A 15,309-nucleotide genomic window follows, 5' to 3' on the forward strand; every position below is an offset into this window, starting at 1 on the left:
CTCAAGTCGGGCCCACTGGCCGTTCGTCAGATCCCCACGTCCCACAAGACATGATCATCAACGAACAAGATCCACTTTCGCAACAGCCCCTAGTCGGCGAGGTACCGCTCGACCGTCTCCACCTTGGCGGTGAGACCGTCGGTCACCCCGGGGCGGATGTCCGCCTTGAGGACCAGGGACACGCGCGGCGCCCGCTCCTCGACCGCGGCGACGGCGCGCTTGACGACATCCATGACCTGGTCCCACTCGCCCTCGATGCTCGTGAACATCGCATCGGTGCGATGGGGCAGACCGGACTCGCGGACGACGCGGACGGCGTCGGCGACGTACTCCCCCACGTCGTCGCCGACGCCCAGCGGCGTCACGGAGAAGGCGACGATCATGCGTTGACGATTCCTTCCTGGCGGGCGCGAGAGGCGATGACGGCGTCCTCGGCGGCGCGCTTGAGCTTGCGCTCGGCGAAGAAGCCACCGGTGGGCAGGACGGAGAGCAGGAAGTAGAGGCCCGCGGTCTTCTTGTCCCACTTCGTACGGTTCCAGGCGTCGGCCCAGAAGATCACGTACAGGATGAACAGGACGCCGTGGACCATGCCCATCACCGGCACCGCGTTGAAGTCCGTGGTCCGCTTCAGCACGGAGCAGACCAGCAGGAGGAGGAAGGACACGGCCTCGGGAGCCGAGACGAGGCGCAGGCGGCGGAGGGCAGTGGCGGTCTTGATGTCCACGGGTCACCTTCGGTGGGAGACGGATCGCTCTTTGTGAACGGAAGCACAAGCGTCCGCCCATTGTGGCAAACGGTTCCCCTAGGGGTGCGCTCAGGGTGCGTCTCCACCCACGGGCCCTGTGCGCCGCACCCGCCCGACGGCTACCTTTCGCAGCGTGGCGATGTTTCGACTTCAAGGCAGCAAGGTGCTGGCCGTCGACATGACCGGGGATGCCGTGAAGGCGAAGAACGGCTCGATGGTCGCGTACGACGGGCAGATGGCCTTCAAGAAGATGACCGGCGGCGGTGAGGGCCTGAGGGGCATGGTGACCCGGCGGCTCACCGGTGAGCAGATGACCGTGATGGAGGTGAAGGGGCACGGGACGTGCTGGTTCGCGGACCGGGCCTCCGAGATCAACCTCGTGAGTCTCCAGGGGGACAAGCTGTACGTGGAGTCGAGCAATCTGCTCGCGACCGACGCCGGCCTCAGGACCGGCACGACCTTCACCGGCCTGCGCGGCGCCTCCCAGGGCAACGGGCTGTTCACGACGACCGTCGAGGGCCACGGCCAGGCGGCGATCATGTCGGACGGCCCGGCGGTGGTGCTGCGGGTGAGCGCGCAGTACCCGCTGACCGTCGACCCCGGCGCGTACATCGCGCACCAGGGGAATCTGCGGCAGTCCTTCCAGTCCGGTGTGACGTTCCGCACGTTCTTCGGAGAGGGCGGCGGCGAGGCCTTCCAGATCCGGTTCGAGGGGGACGGGCTGGTGTACGTACAGCCGAGCGAGCGGAACACGATCGCGGGGGATGTGTGACATGCCCTTCCGTGAGATCAACTCCAAGATGGTCGAGGCGACGGTGCTGCCCGGCCAACGGCTGTTCAGTCAGCGCGGCGCGATGCTCGCCTACAAGGGCGAGGTGTCCTTCACGCCCAACATCCAGGGCGGCCAGGGCGGGATCATGTCGATGATCGGGCGCCGGGTCGCGAACGAGGCCACGCCCCTGATGAGCGTCGAGGGCAACGGCACGGTGATGTTCGGGCACGGCGGTCACCACGTCCAGGTGATCAACCTCACCGGCGACACCCTCTACGTGGAGGCGGACCGGCTGCTCGCCTTCGAGGGCACGCTCCAGCAGGGCACGATGTTCATGGGCTCGCAGGGCGGGGTCATGGGCATGGTCCGCGGCCAGGTCACCGGCCAGGGGCTGTTCACGACCACCCTCAAGGGACACGGCTCGGTGGCCGTGATGGCCCACGGCGGAGTCTTCGAGCTCCCGATCACCCCCCAGCGGCCGGTGCACGTCGACCCACAGGCGTACGTCGCCCACCACGGCGACGTACGCAACAAGCTGTCCGCGGCGCTCGGCTGGCGCGACATGGTGGGACGCGGCTCCGGCGAGGCCTTCCAGCTGGAGCTCAGCGGCAACGGCGCGGTGTATGTCCAGGCCTCGGAGGAGAAGCTGTGAGCGCGTACGGGACTCCGGGCGGCCCGACGGTCTTCGACCCGATGACGCTGCCGGTGGACGACAACGTCAACAAGTACACCTTCTGCGTGGAGCTCAAGGGGAGCCAGTGGTTCCTGCAGAAGGGGAAGATGATCGCCTACTACGGCTCGATGGAGTTCAACGGCATCGGGCACGGCAGGCTCGACCGCCTTGTCCGTACCTCCTTTCATTCGCCACTGCATGCGAGCGACTGGGTCGTGGCGGAGGGCTCGGGCAAGATGCTCCTCGCCGACCGGGCGTTTGACGTGAACTCGTACGACCTGGACGACGGCAACCTGACCATTCGCTCGGGCAATCTGCTCGCTTTTCAGCCAAGTCTCGCGCTCAAGCAATCGATTGTGCCGGGCTTTCTGACACTCATCGGAACCGGAAAGTTCGTGGCCGCATCTAACGGTCCGGTGGTGTTCATGGAACCGCCGATCCGGGTGGACCCGCAGGCACTCGTCGGCTGGGCCGACTGCCCGTCGCCGTGCCACCACTACGACCACGGTTATCTGAGGGGCGTAATGGGCGGTCTACGTGCAATGACAGGCCTCGGCGGGGCCTCCGGGGAGGAGCACCAGTTCGAGTTCGTGGGGGCCGGCACGGTCCTGCTCCAGTCCTCGGAAACCCTCATGGCCGAGCAGGCCACGGGGGCGGTTCCACCGGAGCCCGGCGTGCCCGGTGGCGGCGGGGCACACATGGGTCCCTCACAGCAAGCCGGCACACCGCGCCTTCCCGGACAGCTGGGAGACCTCCAGCGTCGCTTCGGGCTGTGAGCGGTAGTCTGCGGAGTGTGACGTCGAACGTGTGCGCGCCGACACCACACCACCCTCACTAGTTCGCCTTTCAACATTTTAGGTAGACTTCATTCATGGAGACCGAGACGGCCACGCGCTGGCTGACCGATGCGGAGCAGTGCGCCTGGCGCACCCACCTGGAGGTCAACAGGCTGTTGACGTACCAGCTCGAGAGGGACCTGCAGCCGTTCGGACTGACGATGAACGACTACGAGATCCTGGTGAACCTCTCCGAGTCGGAGGACGTACGGATGCGGATGAGCGACCTCGCGTCCGCCACCCTCCAGTCCAAGAGCCGCCTCTCCCACCAGATCACCCGGATGGAGAACTCGAACCTGGTCCGCCGTGAGAACTGCGAGTCCGACCGCCGCGGGCTCTACGCGGTCCTCACGGAGCACGGCATGGAGACGATGAAGAAGGTCGCCCCGCACCATGTGTCGTCCGTGCGCAGGCATTTCATCGACCTGCTGTCCCCCGAGGCCATGGCGGAGCTCGACAAGGCCCTGAAGCCCATCGCGGAGCACCTGCGCGGGCAGCGGGGACGTCCCTAGCGGTTCTACGGCGCAAGCGGCAGGCGGAGTCCGAACGGGCCCCGCCTGCCGGTGCGTCCCGGACGGCGTTCCACCGTGCTTGCGTTGTCGGGAAGATTGGCGGGCACTCGCCCCAACTGCCCTGACGATCCGGCCACTTCCGAGCGACGGCCCGTCAGGCGGCGGGGACGCTCTTAGCGCCGCCCCGTTCCGGCGCGGCCCGAAGGGTGTTCCTCGCACGGCTGCGCCGCACCGTCGCGAGGGCCGTCAGCAGGGCCGCCGTGCCGGCCGCCGCGAAGCACAGTGCCGTCGGCACCCCGCCCACCAGAGGCCCGGCCACGGCCGCGCCTGCCGTGCTGCCCGCGTTGACACCCGTGTTGACCCAGGCACCGGCCCGGACCCGTGCCTGGGGCGCCGCCGCGTCATCGGCGATCAGATAGGCGGTGGTGAGCGCCGGCGAGACGAAGAACCCCGCGGCCGCCAGCGTGACGGCGAGCGTGCCGAGCCCGGCGGCGCACCCGGCACCGAGCAAGGCCACCCCCAGGCCCGCTGCGGCCAGGGGCAGCCGCACCGGGGCCGGGACACGCCAGTGGACAGCCCCGTTGACCAGACCGCCGACGGCACTCCCGGCCGACAACGCAGCCAGCGTCCAGGCCACGGCCCCGTCCCCGTAATGCCGCTGCTCCGCAAAGGCCACCACCACCAGATCCACCACCCCCAGCGTCAGCCCGACCCCGCCGGCAGCAACAACGGGCTGCAGAATCCCCCGCAACACACCCCGCCCGGCCCCGCGCCGCACCCGGGACAGCACTCCACGCAGCACGCTGCGCCCAGCAGCCCCCGGCCCGGCACGTAGCCCCTGCGGCGCCCCCGGCGCGACCGCGTCCTGCCCTACGCGGACTCGCCGCAGCGCGCTGAGCCGCGCACCGGCCGCCCCACAGACAAGCCCGCGCAGCCGCCACCCCCGCACGCCCCCGTCCCATCTGCCCCCACGCCGCCCCCTGCCCGCCTCGGCGGGCCTCGTCGCTCCGACGGCCGGCGACGAGGTGAAGGCGGCCGTGCCCGCCACGATCAGTCCGGTCCCGAAGGCGATGCCGGCCGCCGGTGGGGCGAAGCCGGTGAGGATGCCGACCAGGAGGGGGCCCGAGACGAAGAGGAGTTCCTCGGCGACGCCGTCGAGGCTGTAGGCGCGTTGCAGCAGGCCGCGGTCCGGGGCGAGCCTGCCCCATACGGCGCGCATCGTCGGGCCCAGCGGAGGGGTGCAGGCGCCCGCCGTGGCGGTCACGGCGCCCAGGACGAGCGGTGAGACGGCACCCGGCCGCCGTACGAGCAGCGTGAGCAGCCCGAGCAGGGCCGCGTACGCCGTGACCATCGGGACGAGCGTGCGACGCGGCCCGTGCCGGTCGATCAGAGCGGCCCGGGCGGGCGACAGGAAGACGCTGGTGGCGCCGAACAGCGCCATCACGGTGCCCGCCACCGTGTACGACCCCGAGGCGCGGTTCACGGCGAGCATCACGGACAGGGGGACGATGCCGTACGACAGCCTGCCGAGCAGGGCGGCGCCGAAGGTGCGGCGGGCATGCGGAATGCGGAGGACGGCGGCATACGACGGCCGTCCGACTGGCGTGGAAGACACGGGAGTTCCTCGACTCGAGGCGGAAAAGGAGACGCCTGATCGCCGCGTCGGCCGTGCGGTCGGTCAGTCGGTTCTTCGGTCGACTGCCGCTCGCCGTACGCGGGCCCGGGCGTGCCCTATGCCAAGAGGAGGTACATGCGAATCAACGTAACAGTGCGGGCCGGGAGCCGGCCACGCGATAAACCGTCTCAGCCCTGCGTCAACCCCGCCACCAGTTCGTCCGCCGCACGGTAGGGGTCCAGGTCCCCGGCCACGATCCGTTCCGCCAGTGCGCTCAGCCGGCGGTCGCCGTGCAGGTCGCCGATGCGTTCGCGCAGGGCCGTCACGGCGATGGTCTCCACCTCGCGGGAGGCGCGGGCCAGGCGGCGTTCCGCCAGCACGCCCCGCTCCTCCATCCATGCACGGTGCTTCTCCAGGGCCTCGACGACCTCGTCGACGCCCTCGGCGCGGGCGGCGACCGTCTTGACGATCGGCGGGCGCCAGTCGCCCGGGCTGCGGGACTCCCCCAGGCCCAGCATGTGGTTGAGCTCGCGGGCAGTGGCGTCGGCGCCGTCGCGGTCGGCCTTGTTGACGACGTAGACGTCACCGATCTCGAGGATTCCCGCCTTCGCCGCCTGGATGCCGTCGCCCATGCCGGGGGCCAGCAGGACGACGCTCGTGTCCGCCTGGGAGGCGATCTCGACCTCCGACTGGCCGACGCCCACCGTCTCGACCAGGATCACGTCGCAGCCCGCCGCGTCCAGCACCCGGATCGCCTGCGGGGCGGCCCACGCCAGGCCGCCCAGGTGGCCGCGGGTCGCCATCGAGCGGATGTACACGCCGGGGTCGGAGGCGTGCTCCGACATCCGCACCCGGTCGCCGAGCAGGGCGCCGCCGGAGAAGGGCGACGACGGGTCGACGGCCAGGACGCCGACCCGCCTGCCCTGCTTGCGGTACGCCGTGACGAGCGCGGACGTGGAGGTCGACTTGCCGACGCCAGGCGAGCCGGTCAGACCCACCACATACGCATTGCCCGTCAGCGGAGCGAGCGCCTCCATGACCTCCCTGAGCTGCGGGGACGCCCCCTCCACCAGGGAGATCAGCCGGGCCACGGCCCGCGGCCGGCCTTCCCTCGCCTGGGCGACGAGTGTGGAGACGTCCTGCATCACAGCTCCGTTCAGAGAAGTACGTGGAGAAAGGGCTCAGGCCTTGGGTACCCGCACGATCAGTGCGTCACCCTGACCGCCGCCACCGCACAGCGCGGCCGCACCCACACCGCCGCCCCGGCGCTTGAGCTCCAGCGCCAGATGCAGGACGAGCCGGGCGCCGGACATGCCGATGGGGTGCCCCAGGGCGATGGCGCCGCCGTTGACATTCACCTTTTCCGTTGAAACTCCGAGGTCCTTCATTGACTGCACCGCCACGGCGGCGAAGGCCTCGTTGATCTCGATGAGGTCCAGGTCCTCGACCCCCAGGCCCTCCTTCTTCAGGGCGTGCAGGATCGCGTTGGACGGCTGCGACTGGAGCGAGTTGTCCGGGCCCGCCACATTGCCGTGGGCGCCGATCTCGGCGATCCAGTCCAGGCCCAGCTCCTGCGCCTTGGCCTTGCTCATCACGACCACGGCCGCCGCGCCGTCCGAGATCTGCGAGGCGGAACCGGCCGTGATCGTGCCGTCCCGGGTGAACGCCGGGCGCAGCTTGCCCAGGGACTCCGCGGTCGTGTCGCCGCGGATGCCCTCGTCCTTGCTGAACAGGACCGGCTCGCCCTTGCGCTGCGGGATCTCCACCGGGGTGATCTCGGCCTCGAAGATGCCGTTCTTCTGCGCGGCGGCCGCCCGCTGGTGGGAGAGGGCGGCGATCTCGTCCTGCTCGGGGCGCTGGATGCCGAGGCGCGTGTTGTGCTTCTCCGTCGACTCGCCCATGGCGATGTTCTCGAAGGCGTCGGTCAGGCCGTCGTACGCCATCGCGTCGAGCATCTCGATCGCGCCGTACTTGAAGCCCTCGCGGGACTTCGGCAGCAGGTGGGGCGCGTTGGTCATGGACTCCTGGCCGCCCGCGACGATCACGTCGAACTCGCCGGCGCGGATCAGCTGGTCGGCGAGCGCGATGGCGTCGAGGCCCGACAGACACACCTTGTTGACGGTCAGCGCCGGGACGTTCATCGGGATGCCCGCCTTGACGGCGGCCTGGCGTGCCGGGATCTGCCCCGCCCCGGCCTGCAGCACCTGACCCATGATCACGTACTGCACCTGGTCGCCACCGATCCCCGCACGGTCGAGGGCGGCCTTGATCGCGAAGCCTCCGAGGTCGGCTCCGGAGAAGGACTTGAGGGAGCCCAGCAGCCGTCCCATGGGGGTACGCGCCCCCGCGACGATCACCGAGGTCGTGCTGTTCGATCCAGACATGAGCTGCGATCCCCTTCCGGCTGCACTGCCGAGGAGTGAACGAGGGTTTACTTCGAATGTACTGAGTGGCACTCCGTGCCGTCACCCGGCAGCCGGTGTGATCGCTGGCACGTTGCGTAACCATCCCCGGAGCGCTGCACTGAAACCATGCTGACGCGAATCGACCACATCGGAATCGCCTGTTTCGATCTCGACAAGACCGTCGAGTTCTACCGGGCCACATACGGCTTCGAGGTGTTCCACTCCGAGGTCAACGAGGAGCAGGGCGTCCGCGAGGCCATGCTCAAGATCAACGACACCTCCGACGGCGGGGCCTCCTACCTGCAGCTTCTGGAGCCGACGCGACCGGACTCGACCGTCGCCAAGTGGCTCGACAAGAACGGCGAGGGTGTCCATCACATCGCTTTCGGTACGGCGGATGTGGACGCCGACGCGGCCGACATCAAGGAAAAGGGCGTACGTGTTCTGTACGAAGAGCCCCGGCGCGGCTCCATGGGGTCACGAATCACGTTCCTGCACCCTAAGGACTGCCACGGCGTTCTGACAGAACTGGTCACTTCCGCGCCTGTTGAGTCACCTGAGCACTGACCCCCGTACATATGGGCCGGTAGGGTTGGGGGCGGTCGCCGTCTCTGTGGGGGGTGACCGCACGCCGGGGACCGTGTTTCGGGGGTCGAGCGTCGGGGCAGCAGCCCATGCTCCGCCGTTGATCTGACACCATTCCCCGGGGGCCCCGTTCGGCGGATGGACGGAGCTCGTTTGGCCAGACTTGCGACCAGGGGACGGATGGGACCGCGCAGTGCGGGGCTACGAACGCCAGGAGCGAGAGCCGGCGGCTGACGTCGACCACCTCTCTCGGTTCGAGGCCGAGATGGAGCGGCTGAAGACCGAGCGGGAAAAGGCGATCCAGCACGCCGAGGACCTCGGCTACCAGGTCGAGGTGCTGCGCGCCAAGCTGCACGAGGCGCGCCGCACCATCATGTCCCGGCCCTCCTTCGACGGCGGTGACATCGGCTACCAGGCCGAGCAGCTGCTGCGGAACGCGCAGATCCAGGCCGACCAGCTGCGTCAGGACGCCGAGCGCGAGCTCAGCCAGGCCCGTGCCCAGACCCAGCGCATCCTCCAGGAGCACGCGGAGCAGGCCGCCCGGCTGCAGGCCGAGCTGCACCAGGAGGCGGTCACCCGCCGCCAGCAGCTGGACCAGGAGCTGGCCGAGCGCCGGCAGACCGTCGAGTCGCACGTCAACGAGAACGTGGCCTGGGCGGAGCAGCTGCGCGCCCGCACCGAGTCCCAGGCGCGCCGGCTGCTCGACGAGTCCCGTGCCGAGGCCGAGCAGGCCCTGGCCGCCGCCCGTGCGGAGGCCGAGCGGGTCGCGACCGAGGCCAGGCAGCGGCTGCAGAGCGAGGCCGAGGAGGCCCGCGCGGAGGCGGACCAGCTGCTGCGCCGGGCGCGTGCGGACGCCGAGCGGCTGCTGAACGCCGCGTCCACCCAGGCCCAGGAGGCCACCGACCACGCCGAGCAGCTGCGCAGCTCCTCCGCCACCGAGTCGGACTCCGCCCGCCGCCAGGCGCAGGAGCTGAGCCGGGCCGCCGAGCAGCGCATGGCGCAGGCCGAGGAGGCGCTGCGCAAGGCGCAGTCCGAGGCCGACAAGCTGGTCACCGAGGCCACCGCGGCCGCCGAGAAGGCCCTCGCCAGCGCCGAGTCGACCAACGAGCAGCGCACCCGTACGGCGAAGGAGCAGGTCGCCCGGCTGGTCGAGGAGGCCACCAAGGAGGCCGAGGCCACCAGGTCGGACGCCGAGCAGGTCGTCGCGGACGCCCGTTCCGAGGCCGAGCGGATCGTCGCCGAGGCCTCCGAGAAGGCCCGCACGATCACGGCCGAGGAGAGCGCGACCCAGCTGTCCAAGGCGGCCAAGACGGCCGAGGACGTCCTCAACAGGGCGCAGGAGGACGCGAAGAACACCACCAAGGCAGCCGCCGAGGAGGCCGAGCGGATCCGCTCCGAGGCCGAGGCCGAGGCGGACCGGCTGCGCGCCGAGGCGCACGACATCTCCGAGCAGCTCAAGGGCGCGGCCAAGGACGACACCAAGGAGTACCGCGCCAAGACGGTCGAGCTGCAGGAGGAGGCGCGGCGGCTGCGCGGCGAGGCCGAGCAGCTGCGGGCCGACGCGGTCGCCGAGGGCGAGAAGATCCGCGCGGAGGCCCGCAAGGAGGCCGTCCAGCAGATCGAGGAGGCGGCCAAGACCGCCGAGGAGCTGCTCGCGAAGTCCCGGCAGGACGCGGACGAGCTGCGCCAGAAGGCCACCACGGACAGCGAGAAGGTCCGTACGGAGGCCATCGAGCGGGCGACCACGCTGCGCCGGCAGGCCGAGGAGACCCTCCAGCGCACCCGTCAGGAGGCGGAGCGGCACCGCGAGGAGGTCGTCGAGCAGTCCGAGGGCATCAAGGCCGAGGCCGAGCGGGCCGCCCGGGAGCTGCAGGAGGAGACCGAGCGGGCCATAGAGGCACGCCGCGCCGAGGCGGCCGAGGAGCTGACGCGGCTGCACACCGAGGCCGAGGAGCGCCTCGCCGCCGCCGAGCAGGCACTGACCGAGGCCCGCGAGGAGGCCTCGCGGATCCGCCGCGAGGCCGCCGAGGAGAGCGAGCGGCTGCGTACCGAGGCCGCCGAGCGGATCCGCACCCTGCAGGCGCAGGCCGAGGCGGAGGCCGACCGGCTGCGCGACGAGGCCGCGGCGGACGCTTCCGCGTCCCGGGCCGAGGGCGAGGCCATCGCCGTACGCCTGCGGTCCGAGGCCGCCGCGGAGGCGGAACGGCTGAAGTCGGAGGCGCAGGAGAGCGCCGACCGGGTGCGGGCGGAGGCGCTGGCCGCCGCCGAGCGGCTCGGCACCGAGGCCTCCGAGACGCTGGCCGCCGCGCAGGAGGAGGCCAACCGGCGCCGTCGCGAGGCCGAGGAGACCCTCGGTGCCGCGCGCACCGAGGCCGACCAGGAGCGCGAGCGGGCGCGCGAGCGGAGCGAGGAGCTGCTGGCCTCGGCGCGCAAGCGCGTGGAGGAGGCGCAGGCCGAGGCGGTCCGGCTGGTCGAGGAGGCCGACCGGCGCGCGAACGAGATGGTGTCGGGCGCCGAGCAACACGCCCAGCAGGTACGGGACTCGGTGGCCGGGCTGCACGAGCAGGCCCAGGAGGAGATCACCGGGCTGCGCAGCGCCGCCGAGCACGCGGCGGACCGTACCCGGCGCGAGGCGCAGGAGGAGGCGGACCGGGTCCGCTCCGACGCCTACGCCGAGCGGGAGCGGGCCAGCGAGGACGCGAGCCGCATCCGGCGCGAGGCGAACGAGGAGACCGACGCCGCCAAGGCGCTCGCCGAGCGCACGGTCGGAGAGGCGATCGCGGAGTCGGAGCGGCTGCGTTCGGACGCGGCCGAGTACGCGCAGCGGGTGCGTACGGAGGCATCGGACGCGATCGCCGAGGCCGACCAGGCGGCGGCGCGCACCCGGGCGGACGCCCGCGAGGACGCCAACCGCATCCGTTCGGACGCGGCGACGCAGGCGGACGTTCTGATCACCGAGGCGCGCGCCGAGGCCGAGCGGCTCACCACGGAGACGGTCCGGGACACCGACCAACTGCGCACCGAGACGGTCGCGGAGGCCGAGCGGGTGCGCGTCGAGGCGGTCGCCAAGGCGGAGAAGCTGATCGCGGACGCCACCGGGGACGCGGAGCGGCTGCGCGCCGAGGCCGCCGACACGGTCGGGGCGGCGCAGCAGCACTCCGAGCGGATCCGCAGCGAGTCCGAGCGGGTCAAGGCGGAGGCGGAGGCGGAGGCCGAGCGGCTGGTCAACGCGGCGCGCGAGGAGGCCGAGCGCACCCTCGACGAGGCCCGCAAGGACGCCAACAAGCGGCGCCAGGACGTGGCCGAGCAGGTCGACACCCTCATCACGGAGACCACGGCCGAGGCCGACAAGCTGCTCTCCGAGGCGCAGCAGCAGGCCCACAAGACCACCGCCGACGCCGAGGCGCAGGCCGACACCATGGTGGGTGCGGCCCGCAAGGAGGCCGAACGCCTGGTCTCGGAGGCGACGATCGAGGGCAACGGGCGGGTGGAGAAGGCCCGTACCGACGCGGACGAACTGCTCGTCGGCGCCCGCCGGGACGCCACCTCCATCCGCGAGCGCGCGGAGGAGCTGCGCGACCGCATCACCAGTGAGATCGAGGCGCTGCACGAGCGGGCCCGCCGTGAGGCCGCGGAGACGATGAAGTCGACGGGCGACCGCTGCGACGCGCTCATCAAGGCCGCCGAGGAGCAGCTGGCGAAGGCGCAGGCGAAGGCCAAGGAGCTGGTCTCGGAGGCCAACTCCGAGGCGGGCAAGGTCCGTATCGCCGCCGTGAAGAAGGCCGAGGGGCTCCTGAAGGAGGCCGAGCAGAAGAAGGCGGCGCTCGTGAAGGAGGCCGAGGAGCTCAAGGCCGAGGCGATCCGCGAGGCCAGGCGCACGGTCGAGGAAGGAAAGCGCGAGCTGGAGATCCTGGTGCGCCGGCGCGAGGACATCAACGCCGAGATCTCCCGTGTCCAGGACGTCCTGGAGGCGTTGGAGTCTTTCGAGGCCCCGACTGCGGGCAAGGACAGTGGCGTCAAGGCGGGTGCCTCGGTCGGCGCCCCCCGTTCGGGTAAGCCGTCGGACAGCTGATCGACAGGTCCAAATCCGGTGCCGTCTGGGGCCTTTGACCAATTTTCTGGCAAGCCGTCCGCCGGTCAGCCACTCAAAAGGGGTCTCATTCTGCAGATCAAACACGTATCCGCTCGATGACACACCGCTTCGGCCCCTAGGATTCCCCCTATCACCTCACCGGTCTCATTTGACAGGAACCCCATGAGCGACACTTCCCCCTACGGCTTCGAGCTTGTGCGGCGTGGGTACGACCGCGCTCAGGTGGACGAACGAATCTCCAAGCTCGTCTCCGACCGTGACAGCGCTCTCGCCCGCATCACCGCTCTGGAAAAGCGCATCGAGGAGCTCCACCTCGAGACGCAGAACGCCCAGGCTCAGGTAACCGACGCAGAGCCGTCGTACGCCGGTCTCGGCGCGCGTGTCGAGAAGATCCTCCGCCTCGCCGAGGAAGAGGCCAAGGATCTGCGCGAGGAGGCCCGTCGCGCGGCCGAGCAGCACCGCGAACTTGCGGAGTCGGCGGCCCAGCAGGTCCGCAACGACGCAGAATCGTTCGCTGCGGAGCGCAAGGCCAAGGCTGAGGACGAGGGCGTCCGGATCGTCGAGAAGGCCAAGAGTGACGCCTCGCAGCTGCGTTCCGAGGCGCAGAAGGACGCGCAGTCGAAGCGCGAGGAGGCCGACGCCCTCTTCGAGGAGACCCGCGCCAAGGCCGCGCAGGCCGCCGCCGACTTCGAGACGAACCTCGCCAAGCGCCGCGAGCAGTCCGAGCGCGACCTGGCGTCCCGTCAGGCCAAGGCCGAGAAGCGCCTCGCGGAGATCGAGCACCGCGCGGAGCAGCTCCGCCTGGAGGCCGAGAAGCTGCGCACCGACGCCGAGCGCCGCGCCCGCCAGACGGTGGAGACGGCCCAGCGCCAGGCCGAGGACATCGTGGCCGACGCGAACGCGAAGGCCGACCGGATCCGTTCGGAATCCGAGCGCGAGCTGGCCGCCCTCACCAACCGCCGCGACAGCATCAACGCCCAGCTGACGAACGTCCGCGAGATGCTCGCGACGCTCACCGGTGCGGCGGTGGCCGCCGCCGGTTCGCCGGCCGAGGACGAGCCGATTTCCCGTGGGGTTCCGGCGCAGCAGACCCGCTAGTCAGCAGCACGTTCGAAGGCCCGTACCGTCTCCCCCGGAGGTGCGGGCCTTCGTCGTCGGCTGCGGCGGCGGCACGGGCACCGCCGTCGTCCGCACGACGAGCCCCGAGCCCTCTCAAGTGGCAGCCCCCGAACCCCGGTCTTAGCGTGACTTCATGATCGAGCTCGAGGGCCTGACCAAGCGGTACGGCGAGAAACTGGCGGTCAACAACCTCACCTTCACCGTCAGACCCGGCATGGTGACCGGGTTCCTCGGGCCGAACGGGGCCGGCAAGTCGACGACGATGCGGATGATGCTGGGGCTCGACCGGCCCACCGCGGGGAACGTCCGGATCGACGGCAGGCACTACGACCACCTCAAGGACCCGCTGAGGTACATCGGCGCCCTGCTGGACGCCAAGGCCGTGCACGGTGGCCGCAGCGCCTTCAACCATCTGCTGTGTCTCGCGCAGAGCAACGGCATCCCGAGACGGCGGGTGGCCGAGGTCCTCGACACGGTGGGCCTCACCGCGGTCGCGAGGAAGAAGGCCAAGGGGTTCTCGCTGGGCATGGGGCAGCGGCTCGGGATCGCGGGCGCGCTGCTCGGCGACCCGCGGATCCTGATGTTCGACGAGCCGGTCAACGGCCTCGACCCCGAGGGCATCCACTGGATCCGCAATCTGATGAAGTCCCTGGCCGCCCAGGGGCGGACCGTCTTCGTCTCCTCCCATCTGATGAGCGAGATGGCGCTGACCGCCGACCATCTCGTCGTCATCGGACAGGGTCGGCTGCTCGCCGACACCTCCATGGCCGACTTCATCGAGCGGAACTCCCGCTCGTACATCCGGATCCGCTCCCCACAGCGCGAACGGCTGCTCGACGTGCTGCACGAGGAGGGCCTCACCGTCATCGAGTCCGGCAGCGGGGCACTGGAGGTGGACGGCGGCAAGGCCGAACAGATCGGCGAACTGGCCGCACAGCACCAGATCGTGCTGCACGAGCTGAGCCCCCAGCAGGCCTCCCTGGAGGAGGCCTTCATGCAGCTGACCGCGGGAGCGGTGGAGTACCACGCGCACGCCGACGCTCCCCTCGATGCGCCCTTTGAGACGCCCCTTGAGACGCCCCTTGAGGCCCGCTTCGAGGCGCCCTTCGAGGCGCCCCCGCAGCGGCAGCAGTGGGGCGAGGACTGGAAGAGGAGATGAGCATGGCGGCGATGCAGGTCGTACGGTCCGAGTGGACCAAGATCCGGTCGGTGGCGTCCACGGTGTGGACGCTCTCCCTCGCCGTGGTCGTCACCATCGCCCTCGGCATGCTGATCTCGGCGCTTTCCAGCCACGAGTTCGACAAGATGAGCCGGCAGGACCGGCTGACCTTCGACCCGACCTTCATCAGTTTCGCGGGCATGAGCCTCGGTCAGCTCGCGATGATCGTGTTCGGGGTGCTGGTCGTCTCGAACGAGTACAGCACCGGCATGATCCGCACCTCGCTGGCCGCCGTACCGCAGCGCGGCACCTTCCTGTTCAGCAAGATCGCCGTGGCGACCGGCCTCGCACTCGTCGTCGCCCTGGCGACCAGCTTCGTCGCCTTCTTCCTCGGGCAGGCCGTGCTCGGCGCGCACCGCGCCTCGATCGGCGACCCGCACGTGCTGCGCGCCGTGATCGGCGGCGGCATCTACATGACCCTCATCGCGGTGTTCTCGATGGGCGTCGCCGCGATGCTCCGCTCGCCGATGCTGTCGCTGGGCATCCTGATGCCGTTCTTCTTCCTGATCTCCAACATCCTGGGCAACGTCGACGCGACGAAGAAGATCGGCCGGTTCCTGCCGGACCAGGCCGGCAGCAAGATCATGCAGGTGGTCCCGCGGATCGACGAGGACACCTCGTACGGGCCCTGGGGCGGTCTCGGCATCATGGTGCTGTGGGTGGTCGCGGCCCTCGCGGGCGGCTATGTGGTGCTGAAGAAGCGGGACGCGTAGCGCTCCGCCGGGACCTCGCTCC

At 70.5% G+C, this 15,309-nt stretch carries 14 protein-coding genes; 9 read left to right on the forward strand and 5 right to left on the reverse strand.

Translation table 11 applies throughout. The annotated features are described in order from the left end of the window. Positions 1–89: 89 nt before the first annotated feature. Positions 90–383 carry an MTH1187 family thiamine-binding protein gene (locus tag AB0N07_RS27655; RefSeq protein ID WP_365839529.1) on the reverse strand — a complete coding sequence of 98 codons (294 nt, stop codon included), beginning with the start codon at positions 381–383 and terminating at the stop codon, positions 90–92. After that, positions 380–724: a DUF3817 domain-containing protein gene (locus tag AB0N07_RS27660; RefSeq protein ID WP_115905837.1), complete on the reverse strand. Its 345-nt coding sequence runs from the start codon at positions 722–724 to the stop codon at positions 380–382. Before AB0N07_RS27660 ends, AB0N07_RS27655 begins: the two co-directional genes overlap by 4 nt. Before the next feature lie 160 nt (positions 725–884). On the opposite strand from AB0N07_RS27660, the gene AB0N07_RS27665 reads away from it, so the two are divergent. From AB0N07_RS27665 to AB0N07_RS27680, 4 genes are all read left to right on the forward strand, one after another. Next, complete coding sequence (locus AB0N07_RS27665) at positions 885–1,517, forward strand: AIM24 family protein (RefSeq protein WP_115905838.1); 633 nt, start codon at positions 885–887, stop codon at positions 1,515–1,517. A 1-nt stretch (position 1,518) separates the two neighbouring features. Beyond that, complete coding sequence (locus AB0N07_RS27670; RefSeq protein ID WP_365839531.1) at positions 1,519–2,169, forward strand: AIM24 family protein; 651 nt, start codon at positions 1,519–1,521, stop codon at positions 2,167–2,169. After that, entirely contained in the window at positions 2,166–2,966 is an 801-nt protein-coding gene (locus tag AB0N07_RS27675; protein WP_365839533.1) for an AIM24 family protein, read from the forward strand. The genes AB0N07_RS27670 and AB0N07_RS27675 overlap by 4 nt, the downstream gene beginning before the upstream one ends. Before the next feature lie 95 nt (positions 2,967–3,061). Then, positions 3,062–3,538, forward strand: coding sequence for a MarR family transcriptional regulator (locus tag AB0N07_RS27680; RefSeq protein ID WP_365839535.1), 477 nt, complete (start codon positions 3,062–3,064; stop codon positions 3,536–3,538). 154 nt (positions 3,539–3,692) lie between these two features. Here the strand turns inward: AB0N07_RS27680 and AB0N07_RS27685 are convergent, their stop codons facing one another. From AB0N07_RS27685 to AB0N07_RS27695, 3 genes are all read right to left on the reverse strand, one after another. After that, entirely contained in the window at positions 3,693–5,153 is a 1,461-nt protein-coding gene (locus AB0N07_RS27685) for an MFS transporter (RefSeq protein ID WP_365839537.1), read from the reverse strand. Positions 5,154–5,341: 188 nt separating this feature from the next. Further along, positions 5,342–6,298 carry a methylmalonyl Co-A mutase-associated GTPase MeaB gene (gene meaB, locus AB0N07_RS27690; protein ID WP_365839539.1) on the reverse strand — a complete coding sequence of 319 codons (957 nt, stop codon included), beginning with the start codon at positions 6,296–6,298 and terminating at the stop codon, positions 5,342–5,344. A 36-nt stretch (positions 6,299–6,334) separates the two neighbouring features. After that, on the reverse strand, positions 6,335–7,537 hold the full coding sequence (locus AB0N07_RS27695; protein WP_365839541.1) for an acetyl-CoA C-acetyltransferase: 1,203 nt from the start codon (positions 7,535–7,537) through the stop codon (positions 6,335–6,337). A 147-nt stretch (positions 7,538–7,684) separates the two neighbouring features. Between AB0N07_RS27695 and mce the strand changes: the two genes are divergently transcribed. From mce to AB0N07_RS27720, 5 genes are all read left to right on the forward strand, one after another. Then, complete coding sequence (gene mce, locus AB0N07_RS27700) at positions 7,685–8,125, forward strand: methylmalonyl-CoA epimerase (RefSeq protein ID WP_099931336.1); 441 nt, start codon at positions 7,685–7,687, stop codon at positions 8,123–8,125. 211 nt (positions 8,126–8,336) lie between these two features. Next, the gene (gene scy / locus AB0N07_RS27705) at positions 8,337–12,215 is read left to right on the forward strand and encodes a polarized growth protein Scy (protein ID WP_365839543.1); all 3,879 of its coding nucleotides are present in this window, start codon (positions 8,337–8,339) and stop codon (positions 12,213–12,215) included. 183 nt (positions 12,216–12,398) lie between these two features. Then, a complete protein-coding gene (locus AB0N07_RS27710; protein WP_030950047.1) occupies positions 12,399–13,334 on the forward strand; it encodes a cellulose-binding protein in 936 nt (311 codons plus the stop codon). Positions 13,335–13,488: 154 nt separating this feature from the next. Then, a complete protein-coding gene (locus AB0N07_RS27715; RefSeq protein WP_365839544.1) occupies positions 13,489–14,514 on the forward strand; it encodes an ABC transporter ATP-binding protein in 1,026 nt (341 codons plus the stop codon). Further along, entirely contained in the window at positions 14,511–15,287 is a 777-nt protein-coding gene (locus tag AB0N07_RS27720; protein WP_365839545.1) for an ABC transporter permease, read from the forward strand. The genes AB0N07_RS27715 and AB0N07_RS27720 overlap by 4 nt, the downstream gene beginning before the upstream one ends. Positions 15,288–15,309 lie beyond the last annotated feature (22 nt).

The organism is Streptomyces sp. NPDC051172 (genome assembly GCF_040682555.1).
In the GTDB taxonomy this organism is placed as follows: domain Bacteria; phylum Actinomycetota; class Actinomycetes; order Streptomycetales; family Streptomycetaceae; genus Streptomyces.